Origin of the sequence: Flavobacterium sp. (assembly GCF_027490375.1) — a bacterium.
GTDB lineage: Bacteria > Bacteroidota > Bacteroidia > Flavobacteriales > Flavobacteriaceae > Flavobacterium.
Window position 1 is genome coordinate 37236 of the sequence record NZ_JAIXYH010000007.1, and the last position, 18242, is coordinate 55477.

Consider the following 18242-nt stretch of genomic DNA (forward strand, 5'->3'; position numbering starts at 1 on the left):
GGCTAAACAAACGACTCTGAAATTACGATTTGAGGTTTTGCAAAAATCTTTTTCGCCTTTGAGTTGTTGCTGTCAAATTGAGTGTCACTAAATTTATATTCTGCTAATACTTCTTTGTACAGTTTGTCTACCCATATTTCCAAATTGTTTATTTTTTCTTGTTTGGCTTTCCGGATAAATGCATCAATATTATTTGGTAGTTTTCTATGTGAACCTTTATACAACTCATCAATGGTTCTTAATAAAATTTTTTTGTAAAAAGCGTCTTTCACTTGTGCAGCATACGTTGGTAAAACATTCAAAACGCGTTTTTCAATAGCCGATAATTGTGATTTGATTACTTTTTGGTTTTCTGACACCTTAACTACTGTTTTGAAATGCTCTGTTGCTTTATTTACCTGCTCGTGATGATATTCTGGCAGGGGCTTTAACGACACTTCTTTGTCAGTAGCTTTAAATATTTTAGCTGCTTCTACAAAGTTCAGTTCGTGTACAATTCCAGTTTCATCTATTTTGTAAAACACTCCGGGATGCCCTTCGCTTTTCAAATAGGTTACTGAGCATTTGGTAACGGGATGTATTCTTACATTTTCAGCATTTCTAGCTAATCGTGCCTTTTGCGGTATCTTGGCGATGGCTTCGAAATACTTTTTATGGTCTTTTTTGAAACTTCTTAGCTCTTGAAGAAAAAGTAAAGTTTCATTGATTTCCTCTTTTAGTTTTGAACCGTACAAACCTGCTTCACCTACTTCTTCTAATTGCGAGTAGATTTGAGAATCTTCTCCAAAGGCTGAATGAAACGCTTGCAATTTTTTAATAGCCGTTTGTGTTAATTTTATCTGGTTCTCTGATTTGTCAGAAGGGTAGAAATTGAACACATTGATTTCCTTTGCTTCCGTTCCAATACGATTAACACGCCCAATTCTTTGCATTAATCGAGTCGAGTTCCAAGGCACATCATAATTGATAATAACGTTAGAACGATGCAGGTTAATACCCTCAGCTAATACTTCTGTAGTAAAAATAAAATCTAAATCATTTTGCCAATCAGCCTTATCTTGGTTAGCATCAAAATTTAGACGAATTGTCTTCTCTTTTTCTTTTCTGTTGTTGGCGCTAATTCCTATTGTTTTAGTAAAACCTGCTTGATTGGTAGCTTTTTCAATGTAATCCATTGTTTCTTTAGACTCTGTGAAAATCACCAATTTACCCGAATGGTTTGCGGTGTTCTTTAAAAAGGTTTTTTGCAATTCAACCAAGAACTTATCTAGTTTAGGATCGTAGTTTATTTCCTTCCAAGCATCGACTAGATCAGCAACCATTTTATGATCTAGTTTAAGCAAGGGAATAAAAGTTTCTTTAAAGTCTTTAGATTGATAAATTTGATTGTTACCACCTTTGGAATTGATTTTAGCCTCTAAGCCTTCTTCATCACCTTCATCTAAATATTTATTAACATCAATATCAGGAGCCACGTAAACTTTGTCATCTTCAAACATCTTAATCATATGGTCTGTGTTTTTTAACAAACGGCCTAATGACATTTTAAAAGCGTGGAAACTGCTTTCCAGTCTTTTCACTAGCAAAGTTTTCATAATGGCAGAAAGTCGACCTGAGATAGACACTACATCACCATATCGTTTTCTATCCTCTTCGTTTAACAAGTACTCAATGGCTCTATACCTATAGTACCCCAAACCACCGACCTCTTTGCCGTTTTCGTCTAATCCAGTTAAGAGAGTTATAGTTTTATCAAAAAGTTGCGAAAGGTTGTTGTCAAACTCATAATTCACTTCATTCGGCGGATTGATTTCAGGAAATTCAATGCCTTGATCTTTGATGTCTTTTAGATACTCAGGATTGTTGAGAATATCTGTTCTAGTTCTTCTGATAACCAAAGGCTCAACAACTTTATCTCGAATCTTGTCAAAAATTGCTTTGACCTTTCTTACGTTTAATACTTCATCTTTTTTGAGTTTATCGTATTCTTCTTTTAGGGGTGTGAAGAATTGTTGCAAGTCTTTAACCGCTGGTAGATTTGAATTTCGTTTGTCTTGGAATAAATAGACTTGATTTTCAATATCCGCTGGATGGTTGTTAAGAGGTGTTGCAGTTAGCAACATCACTTTCTTTTTTACATCACCATCCACACCCGGAATACGTCTGTCGGTTTTTGTGATAGTTTGCAACTTCTCGTACATTTGTGAAGTGTCGTTCCTAAATTTATGCGCTTCGTCAATAATGATTAAGTCAAATTCGTCTGCATTAGGGTAATCTAGTATTTCATTGTCGATTACCTTGTGTAGGCTTCCAGTTGAAATGAAAGAACAATTGTTCCAAATGTGAAAATCTTTAATTGTCTTTCTCCAGTTCGCCTCCAATGCAGGTGGATAAACAATTAGTATTTTAGAATGATACCCATTTTCAAAAACAAATTTTTTAGCTATGATCGAGGCAATAATGGTTTTTCCCAGACCTACTACGTCGGCAAGAAATACCCCATTGTACTTTGTTAGTTTTTCGTAGCCTTCAATTGCTGCTTCTGCTTGATAAGTTAGACGTTTGTAGTTGTCGGGTAATAATAAATCAACGTTTGCAGGATCGTAGTCAATTCTCTGACCAAAATATTCGATCAATAATTTGATATACAATTCAAAAGGGGTAAACTCATCGTTTAAATAAGTTACTTTTTTAAGTCCTTGTACGTCAATGGGTAAAATATCAATTGCTTCAAGCCACAAATCCTCAAATTCATCAGACGCAAACTTAATGTCATCGAATCTTCGCAGTTCGACATTAAATTCATAATTTGACTTTTCAGCTGTTCCGAGTCCATTATCGGTAAAGTTTGAAGAGCCAGTTATAACAGTACCCGTTGAATTAGGATTGAAGTTTTGAGGTTTGAAAATGTAAATTTTTGCATGTAGATTTTTTTCAGGATGCGCTTTTATTTGAATTTTGCCTGTAACTATATCTTCAATAAAAAGAAATATACCTTTTTCAATATCCTTATTGTATTCCGCTTCTTCAATATCGGTTCTCAGCCGTTCTAGAAAAGCTTCTTTCGTTTCAATGGGGTCTTTTAAATATTGTTGTCCTACAGCGGTATATTGAGCCGCCAATTGGTCTACGTTTATACCAACCAAAATTCTTATATGCTGAATATTTTCAAGAAACGGCCTTAATTTAAAATAGCCTGTCGATCGGAAATAACCCACCAAAGCATCAAATGAATGAAGATTTGGAATGTGTTCAAGAACTCCTTGGAATTTTGTTAACAGATTATTGCTGTCTCGATTTGTAAAAAACTGTGTACTCATATCTTCTTCAATACGTTTTTTAGTCCTTCAGCCAAAAATTCCAAGTCGCCGAGTGTACTTAAAACGGTCGCACGAATAAATTCAATTTGTATATCTCTTCCCTCTATTTCCAAAGTCTTAGCAAAAATCGGCAACATTTCTTTTGTCGCCATCCGCTCATTTCTCTCAATTTTACTTAGGATAGATGTGTCTATGTCAAGTTCGGCAGCAACTTTTCTAAGTGGCAGCCCTTGCTGCTCCCGCTTATTTCTTAAATATTCTCCAAAAGAATTCATCTTGTAGTGTTTGTTTGGACGGTTTTTTCAAAAGTAAAACTTATTTCTAGTCTTATAAACCTGAAAATACAAAACGTTCGAATACTTCGCGAATTTTCTTCGAGCTGTTTAATTTAAGCTGAGAATTAGTTAGTGCTTTGTTTCAATTTCAAAAATATCAAATTCCTACCACGTAACAAGTACTTATTTCCCACCTCCCTCCCCTAATCAAACGTTAAAGCAATCTCAAAATAGTTTACTGCTTTTCGCGATAAGCGTATTTTTAAAAATGCGAAAACTTCAAACACCGCTACTGGCTTTCAACGATAAAGGAATCTATTGCGCACAAGCCGATGTGTACCTAGATCCGTGGCGCGCCGTAGATCGTGCTATAATCACACACGGACATTCCGATCACTCGCGCTGGGGACACAAACACTACATTACCCATCACACCAATGTGCCCATCATAAAGCACCGTTTGGGCGAGATCAACGCAACCGGAGTAGCCTGGAATGAAACCTTTACCATAAACGGCGTAACTTTTTCACTTCATCCCGCCGGACACATTATCGGATCCTCGCAAGTACGTGTCGAATATCAAGGCGAAGTCTGGGTCTTTACCGGCGATTATAAAACCGAAAACGACCTACTTTCCACACCTTTCGAACCCGTAAAATGCCACACCTTTATCACCGAATGTACCTTCGGATTGCCCGCCTTCAACTGGATTCCACAACAACAAGTAATGTACGACATCAATACCTGGTGGGCCGAAAATCAGGCCGAGAAACAAACTTCCGTGCTCTTTGGCTACAGTCTCGGTAAGGCACAACGCATTTTGAAATTTCTCGATCCATCCATCGGCCGCATCTACACCCACGGCGCCGTTGAAAATATGACGCAAGTGCTGCGCGAGTTCGCTCAAATGCCTGAAACCATTCCCTTAACCAAAGCCGTGAAAAAAGAAGATCTCATCGGACAAATGGTCTTAGCACCACCTTCGGCGCACGGCAGCGTATGGCTAAAAAAAATGACGCCCTACGTAACCGGAACTGCCAGCGGTTGGATGACCTTTCGCGGGGCACGCCGCCGACGAGCCATCGATAAAGGTTTTGTGCTAAGCGATCACTGCGATTGGAATGGACTACTTTCAGCCATAACCGCAACCGGAGCCGAAAAAGTAATTTGTACCCACGGGTATGCCGATATTTTTTCGCGCTACCTCCGAACGCTGGGTTACGACGCCCGAACCGAGCAAACCCAATACGAAGGCGAAATGGCCGAACTTAACGGCGAAGAAAAACCAGAAGATGCCGTATGAAAGACTTCGCCGAACTCATACGAGCACTCGACAGCTCGAACAAAACCAATGTAAAAGTAGCCGCATTAACCAACTACTTCAAAAAAGCCAACGATGCCGACAAAGTTTGGACCATTGCCATTCTTTCCCACCGCAGGCCACCGCGGCCCGTAAATACAACACTCTTGCGCGTTTGGGCTAACGAACTCGCAGGAATACCGCTGTGGCTCTTCGAAGAAAGTTATCATATTGTGGGCGACTTGGCCGAAACCATCGCGCTCATTCTTCCACCCACCCAACAATCGTCTGAAAAATCCTTGAGTCGCTTTTTGGAAGAAATGATTGCGCTTAAAGCCAAATCCGATACCGAAAAACGCGAATACCTGCACGAAAATTGGCTGCAACTCAACTATTACGAACGCTTTGTGTTCACCAAACTCATCACCGGCAGTTTCCGAATCGGCGTAAGCCAAAAGCTAATGACACGCGCCTTGGCCAATGCTACCGGCGTCGATGAAGATGTACTTGCTTACAAATTGATGGGCGATTGGAAACCGGCAAAAACCACTTTCGAAGATTTAATTCTCGCCGAACGCAGCACCGATTTCGAAAGCAAACCCTTTCCGTTCTTCCTCGCATATCCTGTAGAAGGCGAACCACAAGAACTCGGGAATGCCAACGAATTTGCCATCGAACACAAATGGGACGGAATCCGCTCGCAAACCATTGTTCGAAACAAACAACTCTACGTGTGGAGTCGTGGGGAAGAACTCGTAACCGATAAATATCCGGAATTGCAAGTGTTAACCCAGCTGCTTCCCGACGGAACCGTAATCGACGGCGAGATTTTACCGTGGATCGACAACAACATCGGCACGTTTAACGATTTACAAACACGCATCGGAAGAAAAACCGTTAGTGCCGATTTGCTTCGAAAAGTTCCAATTCGAATAAAAGCATACGATTTATTAGAATTTGAAGGCAACGACATCCGACAATTTCCTTACAGCGAACGACGCCGATTACTAAAAGTTGTTTTAAACCAACTTCCGGAAGCTGCTCCCATACTCGAATCGGAGTTTTTGGTTTTGGATTCTTGGGAAGCCGTCGAAGCCGAACGAAATCGAGCTCGGGAAATGCGTTCCGAAGGTCTGATGCTGAAAAAACTCGACAGCTCGTATCAAGTAGGTCGTAAAAAAGGCGATTGGTGGAAATGGAAAATCGAGCCTTTATCCATAGACGCCGTGCTAACTTACGCCATGCGCGGCTCGGGGCGGCGTGCCAACTTGTTTACCGATTACACCTTTGCACTTTGGGAAGAACAAGAAAACGGCGAAAAACAACTCGTTACCTTTGCAAAAGCATATAGCGGATTAACCGATGCCGAATTTCGGCAAGTCGACGATTGGATTAAGAAAAATACACTAGAACGATTTGGTCCGGTGCGCAGCGTAAAACCTGAGCTGGTTTTTGAAATCGGTTTTGAAGGAATAGCACTTAGCAAACGGCATAAATCGGGAATAGCAACCCGTTTTCCACGTATCTTACGTTGGCGAACCGATAAAAAAATCGACGAAGCTAACACACTCGACGATTTAAAAAGCTTGATTCCGAAATGACAAACGAAGAACTATTTGCGCGAGCCGATTCGTGGTTTCAAAGTCAGCAGTGGCAGGTGTTTCCGTTTCAGAAAGAAACTTGGGAACACTACCTCGCAGGCAAAAACGGTTTGCTGAATGCACCCACCGGCAGCGGGAAAACGTATGCTTTGTGGATACCGATTGTCCTTGAACAAATTCGGGAGCGATCTCGTTCCGCGAAAGCGAAAACCGGAATTAAAGCTATTTGGATTACACCTTTACGCGCCCTTTCGGTAGAGATAAAACAGGCTGCCGAACGCGTTATCGAAGGATTTCAGCTCGACTTAACCGTTGGCATTCGAACCGGCGACACCGCAGAAGCCGAACGTAGAAAACAGCAAAAACAGCTTCCCGATTTGCTCATCACAACGCCAGAAAGCTTGCAACTGATGCTCGCTTCAAAAGATTACGCACAACGTTTGTCGCAATGTCAAGCCATTGTAATCGACGAGTGGCACGAACTTCTGGGTACGAAACGCGGCGTACAAATGGAACTTGCGCTGTCGCGGATGAAAACCATTGCACCTAATTTGCGTATTTGGGGCATTTCGGCAACCATCGGAAATCTCGAACAAGCACGTGAAGTTTTATTAGGTTTAGATTCGAAAACAAACGAAAAGGCTGTACTCGTGCAAGCCAATATTCAAAAGCAAATTGAAGTACACGCGATACTTCCCGAAACCATGGATGCCTATCCGTGGCGCGGGCACATGGGTTTACACCTGCTCGACGAAGTAGCTGCCATCGTAAAGCGAAGCAAAACCACACTAATTTTTACCAATGTTCGATCGGCTTGCGAAATTTGGTTTCAGCAATTACTCGATAAGTATCCGGAATTTGCCGGTGAAATTGCCATGCACCACGGCAGTATCGCAAAAGAAACCCGACTTTGGGTCGAACAGGCTATTCGCGACGAGCAACTCAAAGTAGTAGTGTGTACGTCGAGTTTAGATTTAGGTGTCGACTTTGCGCCAGTTGAAACCATTATTCAAATCGGCGGTCCGAAAGGCGTTGCGCGATTCATGCAACGTGCCGGACGCAGCGGTCACCAACCGGGAAAGAAATCGGTGATTTACTTCTTGGCAACGCATGCCATGGAACTCATCGAAGCGTCGGCACTTCAAAAAGCTGTAAAACACACCTTGGTCGAAGATCGCATTCCCTATCTAAACAGCTTCGACGTTCTAGTACAATACCTTACAACACTAGCCGTTTCCGATGGTTTTTACCCGAACGAAATTCGACAAGAAGTTCAAAATACATTCTGTTTTCAAGCGATGACCGACGAGGAATGGCGCTGGATTTTAAATTTCATAACCAAAGGCGGACAAAGCTTGCAAGCATACGACGAATTCAAAAAAGTAGAAATCGAAGCCGACGGTAAATTCAAAGTCAACAGCCGCAAAATTGCCATGCACCATCGCATGCAAATTGGCACGATCGTTGGCGACGTATCGCTGCAAGTCAAATTTCTTGGCGGCGGTTATATCGGTTCCATTGAGGAATACTTCATTTCACGATTAAAACCCGGTGATATTTTTCAGTTTGGCGGACGCCGATTAGAACTCTATCAAATTAAAAACATGCAGGTTTTGGTGCGCAACGCAACCGGAAGCGGAAAAGCAAAACTGGCCAGCTGGCTCGGTGGTCGCTTGTCGTTTTCCGCACAAATGTCGCAACTCCTGCGCGAAGAACTCTATCGTGCAAATACTTCAGATTTATCCGTCGAACTCGCGGCAATGGAACCCGTTTTTACCCGTCAAAGACGCGAATCAATCGTGCCGTCGAGCAACGAATTTCTTATCGAAACATTCAAAACACGCGAAGGGTATCACAGCTTATTTTATCCGTTTGAAGGTCGGTTTGTGCACGAAGCGCTGGCAAGCTTACTCGCTTACCGAATTAGTTTACTTACGCCTATTAGCTTTTCGCTGGCTTACAACGATTATGGTTTCGAGTTGCTTTCCGATCAACCCATCGATTTAGAATCGGTAATCGACAACAACTTGTTTTCAGCTTCATACGTGCATCAAGACTTGCAAAGCAGTTTAAATGCCACCGAGATGGCCAAACGAAAATTTAGAGATATAGCCGTAATAAGCGGATTGGTTTTTACGGGTTATCCCGGTAAATTAATTAAAACCAAACATTTACAAGGAAGTTCGCAGCTGTTCTTCGAAGTATTTCGCGATTACGAACCCGATAATTTATTGCTGCAACAAGCCATTAGCGAAACCTTCGAGCATCAGTTAGAAGAAGGACGTGTGATTCTTGCCTTGGAACGTATTAACCAACAAAATATCGTCATCAAAGAATGTTCGAAACCCACGCCGTTTTCGTTTCCAATTATCACCGACCGACTTCGAGAGAAACTCAGCAGCGAAACGCTTGCCGACCGAATCGCGAAAATGACCGCCAGTTTTATGAAGTAATTGTCGGCTCGTTTCCTATACTTGAATTACCTTGCATCGGAATTTATCTGTGACAACGCTACTCAAATACAATCAGCTCGAATTCGTTTTGCATTACTCCGGAGCCGCTTTCTGGAAAAATGGAAACTGCTTATTAATTGCCGATGTGCACCTCGGTAAAGTGGCGCATTTTCGCAAAAACGGATTAGCCGTTCCGGCAGCGGCAGGTTTGGTAAACTTCGAGTTGTTAGAAGAAGTGCTCTCATTTTTCAATCCGAAATCAGTAATTTATCTCGGCGATTTATTTCACTCCAAAACCAACAACGATTGGCGAGCGTTTTCGGCGTTTATCGAAAGAAATGCAGAACAAAAGCACGTATTGGTCGCCGGAAATCACGATATTATTTCAGAATCACATTACAAAAAGTTGGGTATTGAAGTAGTTTCCGAAATCGAAACCAACGAATTGTTACTCACGCATCATCCTACCGAAACCGATTCGAAGCTAAACATCTGCGGACACATACATCCCGGCGTTTTGTTGCGTGGTGCTGGCCGACAATCCTTGCGATTGCCTTGTTTTTTTCAATCTCAAAACCAACTAATTTTACCTGCCTTTGGCGTTTTTACCGGAAAGTACATACTCGAACCAACCGCAACGGATAAGGTGTTCGCTATTGCCCAACGCGAAGTTCTCGACGTAAGTGCATATTTTCAGAACCAAGTTTGAAATACAAATAAAGAGCGCTGAAATTAATTCAAGGCGAAATCGGCGCTTAGTTTAAAGCTCGGCACAATTACCCGGAAATTGCGGGTCGTTGTAAAATTAATCATGTTGAAATAGCCGCGCATAGCTCCAAATGGCGAAGCCAATAAACAGCCTGAAGTATAGCTGTAACGCTCGCCGGGTTTTAAAACAGGTTTTTTACCGATCACACCTTCGCCATCCACGGTTTCCATGTTTTGAAGCGCATCGAAAATGTCCCAGTGTCTCGACATCAATTGTACGCTGTCTTTACTGTGATTTTCTATCGAAATTTCATAACAAAATGCGTAGTGCAACCTACCGTTTTTGTAGTAAGTTCCTTCAAAAGAAGTTCTAACCGAAATTTTTATCCCTTGTGTTATTTGAGTAACCATAGCGCTCAACCAGTTTCACACTTCAAAGTTAGCAAATTTTCGAACGAAGCAAGTTTAAATCTTTGTTAGTTGCTGATATCAATCGAACTAGCACTGCCTTTTCCAATAATACGATCGTATCGCTGACCGTTTTCTCGGTAATACACCAAAGCAAAATAGTTGTTTTCCGTTTGATAAAAGTTGCCGTCGGGCGCATTTTCGTAATCAATTTTCCCGTTTTCTGAGGCAATAACATATTGGTAGTTCGTAAATCCTTGTTTTAAAATCAACGCTTTTTCAAAATAGCCACCTTCGGTATTGTAATCCATTTTAAATTCGGGTGCTAACGACCAGTTGTTAAACATTCCGTTAATATACACGCCGTCGTTGCCCATGTAGGTTGGCGCAACCAATCTAAAATACACCCAAGCGTAGTCGGCTTCTACAGCGTTGTTTTGCGAGTTTAAGTTTTGTACTTGATAAATACCGTTTACATCGGGTGCGTAGGTGTAAGGCTGGTTGGCGCGTGCGTTGTCTGGATATAAATACGCAATGTAAGTTTCTTTACTTTCAATCTTTGCAATAAAATTGTTCGCTGCCCGAATGTCCTTGTTTTCAAAGAATCGGTATTCGTTGCCGCCCCAAAATTGCGTTTCCTTGTCGTACCGGTAAATCAAATCGTTGCCAATGGTATATTGTGGTTTAATATTGGTAATTCCTGTTTTAAAATCGCCGTTTTTCAGCAACCAAACTTTTACGTTTTGTAAGGGCGCTTGAAACAAAATATCTTGCGATTTAATCGAAAATTCTACGTTTTGTTTGTATTCAATATCTTTTAATGTACGCGGACGTTTAATAACCATCGGAACCGAAACACGATCTTCATAGATCACAAACTTGCGCGAAAAAACCACTTCGCGATCCGAGTTCAAAATCTGAATAATGTAGTTGCCACTTACGCGAAAACTCATGAAACGGTTCGGAAAAGGCATGCGGTAATGGCAATACAATTGCACGGTGTTAAACGAAGTCAAATAATCCTGAATGCGCTGCCCATCCACGCCGTTTAAGTATTCGGCTTTTGCCAATTCCGATTTTTTCCAATCGTAATCGCAATGCACAATTTCAAAATAATAATCGGCTTCGTCGCCATGCAAATCATCAAACTCAAAATGAAAATTGTCGTTTAGTTGAAACATTGGCAACACCATTTTTCCGTCCTGAAAAAATGCAGCCGTTTTTATGTGAAAAGGCGGTTCAACTTCTTTTTGAAGCTGCGAAAAACCTGAATATACATTTAAAAGAAACCACAATCCGAGAAAAATTGCACGCATGGTAGAAAGTTAAGTGAGGTAAAGATAACGATTGTACACGAATTTTTAGTTGTTTTTTGGGCGCGCCGGCACAGTAAAACCCGAAATTTCGCTGTAATTCGAATGGTAGTACAGGGTTTTTCTGCGCCGTCAGGCTTTCGCTTATACGCCTCGCCACAAAAACCGCTTGTGCGCGCTTTTTGTGGCTGCGGGGTAATCCGCTCTATCCTTCGCGCGGCCAACTAAACCCAAGATTTGTGCCAAAGAAAAACCATTTCCAAAAGTTACGAAATCGAATTCGCTGCAATTTGCTTTCAAATATCAAAATCAGCTGCTTACATTTGCCACGCTAAACACAAAAGCGTAGTAAATGACTAAATTTGCAGTTATCGGCGGCGGAAGCTGGGCCACAGCCATTGCCAAAATGCTTTGCGTAAACGAATCGCGCATAATTTGGTATATGCGAAACGAAGCAGCCATCGAACACCTGCAAACGCAGCATCACAACCCAAACTACCTAAGTTCGGTAACGTTTCAAATCGAAAAACTCGATCTTACAACCGATATCAATTACGCCATCGCAAATGCCGAAATCATCATTTTTGCTATTCCGTCGGCGTTTCTTAATAACGAACTTGCGAAACTCGAAGTTTCCCTTCAAGATAAAGTCATTTTCTCTGCGATCAAAGGTATCGTGCCCGAAACCAGTTTAATTGTTGGCGAGCATTTTCACGAAGTTTATCAAATTCCATACGAAAATATTGGCGTAATCACTGGGCCGTGTCACGCCGAAGAAGTAGCGCTCGAGCGTTTATCGTACCTAACTATTGCCTGCGCCGACGCAAAAAAAGCAAAGGTCGTAGCACAGGCGCTTTCCGGAAATTACATCAAAGCAAAAATCAGTGACGATATTATCGGTACCGAATATGCCGCCATGCTCAAAAACATTTACGCCATTGCCGCAGGTATTGCGCACGGTTTGGGTTACGGCGACAATTTCCAGTCGGTTTTAATGAGTAACGCCATTCGCGAAATGAAGAAATTTATTCGCAAAGTGCACAAAATGAAACGAAACATCAACAACAGCGCGTATCTCGGCGATTTGTTGGTAACCGGTTATTCGGTTTTTTCGCGAAACCGCATGTTCGGAAACATGATTGGTAAAGGCTATACCGTAAAAAGCGCCATGATGGAAATGAGTATGGTTGCCGAAGGCTACTACGCGGTAAAAAGTGCGTACAAGCTCAACGAAGAATACGGCGCCAAAACTCCTATAATCGACGCGGTTTACAGCATTTTATATGAAGGTAAAGAAGCGCGAAAAGTCTTTAAAAAACTTACCGAAAAACTCGATTAATACAATCGTTAGTGTGCCGTTTTTAAGTCGGCAATCACTTGTAACGGGTTTTCGGCTTTAAATACAAAATTACCTGCTACTAAAACATCGGCGCCTGCCTGTACTAAGGCCGTTGCGTTTCCGCTGTTTACACCACCGTCTATTTCAATTTGGGTTTTTGCTCCCGTTTCAACGATCAGTTTTTTAAGGGCACGTACTTTTTCGTAGGTGTGTTCAATAAATTGTTGTCCGCCAAAACCCGGATTTACGCTCATTAAACACACCAAATCAATTTCGCGAATGATGTCGGAAAGCAAATGTACCGGTGTGTGCGGATTTAAAGCAACTCCTGCGCGCATGCCGTTACTTTTTATGTGTTGCAAGCTGCGATGTAAGTGCGTGCACGCTTCGTAATGCACCGTTAATGTATTGGCACCCAATTTGGCAAAAGTTTCGGTATATCGATCGGGATCGACGATCATTAAATGCACGTCGAGCGGTTTTTTTGCGTGCTTTTGAATGGCTTCGAGCACGGGCATACCAAACGAAATGTTGGGTACAAAAACCCCGTCCATGATATCGATGTGAAACCAATCGGCTTGACTTTCGTTGATGCGATCGACGTCGCGTTGCAGATTAGCAAAATCGGCTGCAAGTACAGAAGGTGCGATAATAGGCATAGTTGTGTTGTTTGCGGCAAAGGTAGCGGAAAGTTTTAAAAACACGTATTGTGGGTTGGGTTAGGTACAACAGGGATGGCACGGAAATCCTTTTACTGCGAGGGCGCGAGCAGTAAAAACCTGAGTTCGATTAAAAATCTTTGTCAGAACGCTGAAAATAATTAAAATGAAAAAACTGGTATCCTTATGAATGAACGACCCAGACGCTAAACAGATAAACGGTCGCCTACTTCGTTAGAATTTTTTGCGATACTATAGTATCTCAAAACAATTCTGCCTTGTGGTCAACCATTTATCTGTTTTCTGACTGTAATTTTTAAATCGAACTCAGGTTAAAAGATTGCAGGAACAGCCAGGTGCTGCCGGCGGAACAGAGGCAGCAGTTGCCCAAAGAAGAAAGAAAAACTATTTCGCTTGCTTGATGAACTCCAGTATTTGCGTCAAATCCCGGTCTTTGTGCTGGTTGTAAATATCGTTGTGTAAGGCTTCGAGTTTGGCTAGAGATTTAAGTAGATTTTTAATTTCAAACGCGCTTAAATTTCCAGAAACAATTTCGGTAACCTCCTGCATTTTAGGTAATACACGAGTAATTACCCCCTCGCCTTCAGGCGTGATTTTCAGGTAGATATTTTTTTTGTTTTTATCGGATTTATACTCGTGAATTAAACCTTTTTTAACTAAGCGTTTAAGGATTTCCGTTCCGCTAGTTTTTTCAACAATGTTTCTTTGAAATAAATCAGTTTTAGTTAATTCAGGAGTCATCAAAACTGAAATTACAAAGGCAAATTCATCTGCGGTATGAATTTCCGATTCGGCCAAAGCCATTTTAATGTAGTTTCTGGCGTATTTAAACAAGTAAATAAAGAGTAGCAGTACGTCGCGCTTGTCTTCGTTTTCGTTTTCAAGTACTAGTAAGTCGATTTCTGTATCGGCGTCGGTAAGCGGTCGTACTTCAATTTTCTCCGTGTCGTATTTCGCATTTAAAAACGCTACGAACTTCTGCATGGAAGCTTGATCAGACTCCGATTCATGCGAATTAAAATCGTAGAAATCGTTTATGATGGTGTGCAGTAAATCCTTAGAATTCATATCCTCAAAATTAAACACTGTGATTCAAGTAGCGCTAAAAAAAACTTAAAATATTAAAATAATACATTTTTGAATTAAATTTGCGCAAAAATAATACAAAAACATACAAAATGAAAAAAACTATTTGGGTTCTTTTTGCATTGTTTTCTTTGCAGGCTGTTGTTGCGCAGCAGGGAGTAGTGCTTACGGGAATTGTAAAAGGCAAGGCTGAGAGTCCGTTATTGGGAGCCACCGTATTGTTGGAGGGTACCGAGTACGTTACTACTACAGATGAGAATGGTGTATTCAAATTTGAGCAGGTAGTTCCTAAAACCTATAATTTAACGGTAAGTTTCGACGGATATGAGACGCAGACTGTGTTTAATGTGATTGTTAAATCGGCGGGAAATGCCGAATTAACTATTAATTTGGTAGAGTCGGCTCAAGAATTAACCGAGGTTGTAATTAAGCGCAGTAAGTTAAAGCGCAGTAAAGAAACGCCGTTATCTATACAATCGCTTTCAGCTGTTGAAATTGCCAATTATCCAGGTTCGAATAACGATGTGGTTCGCGTGGCGCAATCGTTACCCGGCATCTCTCCTTCGCCGGGAGGTTTTAGAAACGACTTAATTATTCGGGGTGGTGCTCCTAACGAAACCGTTTATTATTTAGACGGCATGGAGATTCCTACTATCAATCATTTTAGTACACAGGGAAGTTCGGGAGGCCCGGTCGGCATTTTAAACGTTTCCTTTATTGATGATGTTACGTTAAGCACATCGGCGTTTGGTTCCCAATATGACAATCCGTTATCCGGAGTGTTGCAGTTTAAGCAACGCACGGGCAGTGCTACTTCGTACAAAACCAACTTTCGATTAAGTGCTTCAGAGGCCGCAGCAACTTTTGAAGGGCCATTATTTAAAGGTAATAAGGAGAAAAGCAATACGACATTCCTCGCTTCGGTTCGACGAAGTTATCTGCAATTTTTGTTTGAGTTTATCGGATTACCGATACGACCAAATTACTGGGATTACCAATACAAAATCAATCATAAAATTGATGCATACAATGATATTTCTTTGATTGGTGTTGGTTCGATCGACGAGTTTTCGCTAGAGGCTTCAAACGATTTGACGCCAAGTGAGCGCGCAGTTTTGGAACAGTCGCCGTATATCGAACAGCGTTCTAATGCGATCGGTTTAACGTGGAAGCGACGGTTCAAAAACAATTTAGGAAATGCGCAAACTACAATTTCAAACAATTACTTTAAAAACTCGTTTGTGAATTACGAAGATACTGTTAACCGTGAGGGAATTATCTTTAGCAACGAGGCTGAGGAAATTGAAACCAAAATGCGTCAGGAATTCACGTACTATTTTGACAAAGTGAAAGTAACTACAGGTTTTAACGGACAGTTTTCCAGCTATAACAATAATACTATCGATTCCAATACGGGAACGTATTCAACAAGTATCGATTTTTTTAAATACGGTTTTTTTGCCAACGCTAGCAGCAGCTTTTTTGACGATCGTGTTGATTTTTCGGCTGGGTTTCGCTTCGATGATGATACATTTTTGGATCGTGTGAGTTTACTCGAAACGTTCTCGCCGCGTGTTGCTTTATCGGTTAAGTTAGGTCAAGGCTATCGGTTCAACGCCAGTGTAGGCAGTTATTACAAGATTTTACCGTATACCATACTTGGATTTAGAGACCAAAATGGTGAACTGGCAAATAAAAACGGAAATTATACAAATAGTACGCATTACGTTGCCGGATTTGAAAAAGCAATTGGAGAAGCATCAAAACTAACTGTGGAAGGATTCTATAAAAAGTACCGCGATTATCCGGTTTCTTTAGAAGATGGCGTTTCGTTAGCCAACAAAGGCGGCGGTTTTGAAGTCTTAGGTAATGAGGCTATTGCTACGAATGGCCGCGGCAGAACTTATGGAGCGGAGGTCATGTTTCAGCAAAAGTTTGTGAAGAATTTCTTTGCTATTGCTTCATACACCTTTTTTTACAGTGAGTTTTCGGGTGTTGCCAATCAGTATTTACCATCGGTTTGGGATAGCCGACACCTATTTTCGTTAACAGCAGGGTACAAGTTTAAAAAGAATTGGGAGGTTAGTTTACGAAATCGATTTGCGGGAAGAACTCCGTATGTTCCCGTTGATCAGCAACAAACTCTCGCTGCATATCCTGAAATAATCTTGGATTACAATGCATTAGGAACAAGAAAGCTAGGTGTTTTCAATCAGTTGGATGTTCGAGTTGATAAAAAATGGAATTTCAAGAAAGTTGCACTAGACGTGTTTGTTGATTTTGAGAATTTACTAGCGCAGCGTATACCACAAATACCACAATTTGGATTACTTCGCGACGAAAACGATGCGGTAGTTTCGCCGCGACAATTGATACAAGTGGATAATTCCAATAATACCATTATTCCTACAGTAGGTTTGGTGCTAGATTTCTAAGGTTTTAGAATGAGTTCAATTCTTACATTGAACTTACGCCCTTTTTGATTTAACTTATGATTAGCCTTGCTTCATTTTGTTGCAAGGCTTTTTTGCATATTCTATTTTTGTAGCCTTGATGTTTTTTGATTTACTTTTCGGCAGTGTGTTTAAAGTCGGTTTTTCATTACTTTGCTACTAGAAACGAGCATGAACAAAACGAGTATTATGACAAATAGCAAAAGTGAGTTGATTAACGAATCTGCTAATAAGAATGTTACAAACTGCCAAATAAAACGGATCGACAGCCATTACATTTCGCACGAATTACTTCATTTGTGGCATTTGGATAAGGGATTTTTTTTCAATGTAAAGGAGTTTTGCATTCGTCCGGCTGCCAGTATTCGAACGTTTATTAACGAACGCCGCGACCAACACATGAAACCGATTGGGTTTTTGATTTTCTCGGCGGTTATTTACACGATTATCTACAACAATTTTAAGCCCGCAGCAACAACTCCGCCAACCGATTCATACTTCTATGGCACTACGGTTTATGCGATCCAATCGTGGTTTCAAAAAAACTTTGGCTACGATTTTATCGTGAAGAGCTTTTTTATTGCCAGCTGGGCCCGATTGTTTTTCAGAAAATACGGCTACAACATTTTTGAAATCATGACGTTGATGTGTTTTGTTTCGGCGCAGGGCATGTTGTTGGTTGGAGTAATCCTTCCGTTTACCAGCTTTTTAAACCAAAGCATTACCAATATTTTACTTTTAGGAACTACGATACTGTATCCTGTAATTGTCTTGGCGCAGTTCTTTAATCGGGCAAAAGCACTAAATTATGGCAAATCGCTTTTGGTGTATTTTTTGGGAGGCATCACGCAGTTTTTGTTGGTAATCGGTGTTGGAATTACTATCGACTTTGTTGTCGGTTTGTTTAAGTAGGTGGGTTTTTAGCTTAATTGAAACTGCTTTTTTGAAAGCGAGGAAGGGTCGTTGTTTTTCGATATAAGTCTAGAGATTTTGAAACGTTTTTAATAGTAAGTTTATAGGTTTGCGACAATTATTTTATTACTAGGTTGTAGAATACGAATGACAACTCATATTTGGTAATCTAAATTCAACTAATTCGAAATAAGCACGTTGCTTAGTTCAAAAACAAAAAACCCTTGAAATCATTAAGAAATCAAGGGTCGGATGTGGTACCTCCAGTTCCGATAGCTATCGGAAGAACCAGGGACACGACTAAAAACAAAAAACCCTTGAAATCATTAAGAAATCAAGGGTCGGATGTGGTACCTCCAGTTCCGATAGCTATCGGAAGAACCAGGGACACGAC

13 protein-coding genes are annotated in these 18242 nt (G+C 41.0%); 7 read left to right on the forward strand and 6 right to left on the reverse strand.

The window, feature by feature from the left end:
• Nucleotides 1-2: 2 nt before the first annotated feature.
• Both Q0064_RS00925 and Q0064_RS00930 read right to left on the reverse strand, forming a co-directional pair.
• The gene (locus Q0064_RS00925; RefSeq protein ID WP_298142899.1) at nucleotides 3-3320 is read right to left on the reverse strand and encodes a helicase-related protein; all 3318 of its coding nucleotides are present in this window, start codon (nucleotides 3318-3320) and stop codon (nucleotides 3-5) included.
• Nucleotides 3317-3595 (reverse strand): helix-turn-helix transcriptional regulator, encoded by a 279-nt coding sequence (locus tag Q0064_RS00930; protein ID WP_298142902.1) that lies wholly within the window; start codon nucleotides 3593-3595, stop codon nucleotides 3317-3319. Before Q0064_RS00930 ends, Q0064_RS00925 begins: the two co-directional genes overlap by 4 nt.
• 268 nt (nucleotides 3596-3863) lie before the next feature.
• Here Q0064_RS00930 and Q0064_RS00935 point away from each other — a divergent pair, with 268 nt between their 5' ends.
• From Q0064_RS00935 to pdeM, 4 genes are read left to right on the forward strand one after another with little or no spacing between them, the layout of a single operon-like run.
• Nucleotides 3864-4898 carry a ligase-associated DNA damage response exonuclease gene (locus Q0064_RS00935; RefSeq protein WP_298142905.1) on the forward strand — a complete coding sequence of 345 codons (1035 nt, stop codon included), beginning with the start codon at nucleotides 3864-3866 and terminating at the stop codon, nucleotides 4896-4898.
• Nucleotides 4895-6496 carry an ATP-dependent DNA ligase gene (locus Q0064_RS00940; protein ID WP_298142908.1) on the forward strand — a complete coding sequence of 534 codons (1602 nt, stop codon included), beginning with the start codon at nucleotides 4895-4897 and terminating at the stop codon, nucleotides 6494-6496. Before Q0064_RS00935 ends, Q0064_RS00940 begins: the two co-directional genes overlap by 4 nt.
• On the forward strand, nucleotides 6493-8949 hold the full coding sequence (locus Q0064_RS00945; RefSeq protein ID WP_298142910.1) for a ligase-associated DNA damage response DEXH box helicase: 2457 nt from the start codon (nucleotides 6493-6495) through the stop codon (nucleotides 8947-8949). The genes Q0064_RS00940 and Q0064_RS00945 overlap by 4 nt, the downstream gene beginning before the upstream one ends.
• 49 nt (nucleotides 8950-8998) lie before the next feature.
• Nucleotides 8999-9658 (forward strand): ligase-associated DNA damage response endonuclease PdeM, encoded by a 660-nt coding sequence (pdeM, locus tag Q0064_RS00950; RefSeq protein WP_298142913.1) that lies wholly within the window; start codon nucleotides 8999-9001, stop codon nucleotides 9656-9658.
• Between the two features lie 23 nt (nucleotides 9659-9681).
• Here the strand turns inward: pdeM and apaG are convergent, their stop codons facing one another.
• Together apaG and Q0064_RS00960 are read right to left on the reverse strand one after the other, a co-directional pair.
• Entirely contained in the window at nucleotides 9682-10068 is a 387-nt protein-coding gene (gene apaG / locus Q0064_RS00955) for a Co2+/Mg2+ efflux protein ApaG (protein WP_094485187.1), read from the reverse strand.
• Between the two features lie 65 nt (nucleotides 10069-10133).
• Nucleotides 10134-11381 carry a DUF5103 domain-containing protein gene (locus Q0064_RS00960; protein ID WP_094485186.1) on the reverse strand — a complete coding sequence of 416 codons (1248 nt, stop codon included), beginning with the start codon at nucleotides 11379-11381 and terminating at the stop codon, nucleotides 10134-10136.
• Between the two features lie 349 nt (nucleotides 11382-11730).
• Here Q0064_RS00960 and Q0064_RS00965 point away from each other — a divergent pair, with 349 nt between their 5' ends.
• Complete coding sequence (locus tag Q0064_RS00965) at nucleotides 11731-12717, forward strand: NAD(P)H-dependent glycerol-3-phosphate dehydrogenase (protein WP_298142923.1); 987 nt, start codon at nucleotides 11731-11733, stop codon at nucleotides 12715-12717.
• 8 nt (nucleotides 12718-12725) lie between these two features.
• Here the strand turns inward: Q0064_RS00965 and rpe are convergent, their stop codons facing one another.
• Together rpe and Q0064_RS00975 are read right to left on the reverse strand one after the other, a co-directional pair.
• Entirely contained in the window at nucleotides 12726-13376 is a 651-nt protein-coding gene (gene rpe / locus Q0064_RS00970; RefSeq protein WP_298142926.1) for a ribulose-phosphate 3-epimerase, read from the reverse strand.
• Between the two features lie 405 nt (nucleotides 13377-13781).
• A complete protein-coding gene (locus Q0064_RS00975; protein ID WP_298142929.1) occupies nucleotides 13782-14465 on the reverse strand; it encodes a winged helix DNA-binding protein in 684 nt (227 codons plus the stop codon).
• A gap of 110 nt (nucleotides 14466-14575) precedes the next feature.
• Here Q0064_RS00975 and Q0064_RS00980 point away from each other — a divergent pair, with 110 nt between their 5' ends.
• Together Q0064_RS00980 and Q0064_RS00985 are read left to right on the forward strand one after the other, a co-directional pair.
• Entirely contained in the window at nucleotides 14576-16918 is a 2343-nt protein-coding gene (locus Q0064_RS00980; RefSeq protein ID WP_298142932.1) for a TonB-dependent receptor, read from the forward strand.
• A 207-nt stretch (nucleotides 16919-17125) separates the two neighbouring features.
• Entirely contained in the window at nucleotides 17126-17848 is a 723-nt protein-coding gene (locus tag Q0064_RS00985; protein ID WP_298142935.1) for a DUF3667 domain-containing protein, read from the forward strand.
• Nucleotides 17849-18242: the final 394 nt, after the last annotated feature.

What these genes read in the sequence shown, in the direction of transcription:
- Q0064_RS00930 (WP_298142902.1), bottom strand. Translation starts at nt 3,595, where the DNA reads ATGAATTCTTTTGGAGAATATTTAAGAAATAAGCGGGAGCAGCAAGGG.
- Q0064_RS00935 (WP_298142905.1), top strand. Translation starts at nt 3,864, where the DNA reads ATGCGAAAACTTCAAACACCGCTACTGGCTTTCAACGATAAAGGAATC.
- Q0064_RS00980 (WP_298142932.1), top strand. Translation starts at nt 14,576, where the DNA reads ATGAAAAAAACTATTTGGGTTCTTTTTGCATTGTTTTCTTTGCAGGCT.
- Q0064_RS00945 (WP_298142910.1), top strand. Translation starts at nt 6,493, where the DNA reads ATGACAAACGAAGAACTATTTGCGCGAGCCGATTCGTGGTTTCAAAGT.
- rpe (WP_298142926.1), bottom strand. Translation starts at nt 13,376, where the DNA reads ATGCCTATTATCGCACCTTCTGTACTTGCAGCCGATTTTGCTAATCTG.
- Q0064_RS00965 (WP_298142923.1), top strand. Translation starts at nt 11,731, where the DNA reads ATGACTAAATTTGCAGTTATCGGCGGCGGAAGCTGGGCCACAGCCATT.
- Q0064_RS00975 (WP_298142929.1), bottom strand. Translation starts at nt 14,465, where the DNA reads ATGAATTCTAAGGATTTACTGCACACCATCATAAACGATTTCTACGAT.
- Q0064_RS00925 (WP_298142899.1), bottom strand. Translation starts at nt 3,320, where the DNA reads ATGAGTACACAGTTTTTTACAAATCGAGACAGCAATAATCTGTTAACA.
- Q0064_RS00960 (WP_094485186.1), bottom strand. Translation starts at nt 11,381, where the DNA reads ATGCGTGCAATTTTTCTCGGATTGTGGTTTCTTTTAAATGTATATTCA.
- Q0064_RS00985 (WP_298142935.1), top strand. Translation starts at nt 17,126, where the DNA reads ATGACAAATAGCAAAAGTGAGTTGATTAACGAATCTGCTAATAAGAAT.
- Q0064_RS00940 (WP_298142908.1), top strand. Translation starts at nt 4,895, where the DNA reads ATGAAAGACTTCGCCGAACTCATACGAGCACTCGACAGCTCGAACAAA.
- apaG (WP_094485187.1), bottom strand. Translation starts at nt 10,068, where the DNA reads ATGGTTACTCAAATAACACAAGGGATAAAAATTTCGGTTAGAACTTCT.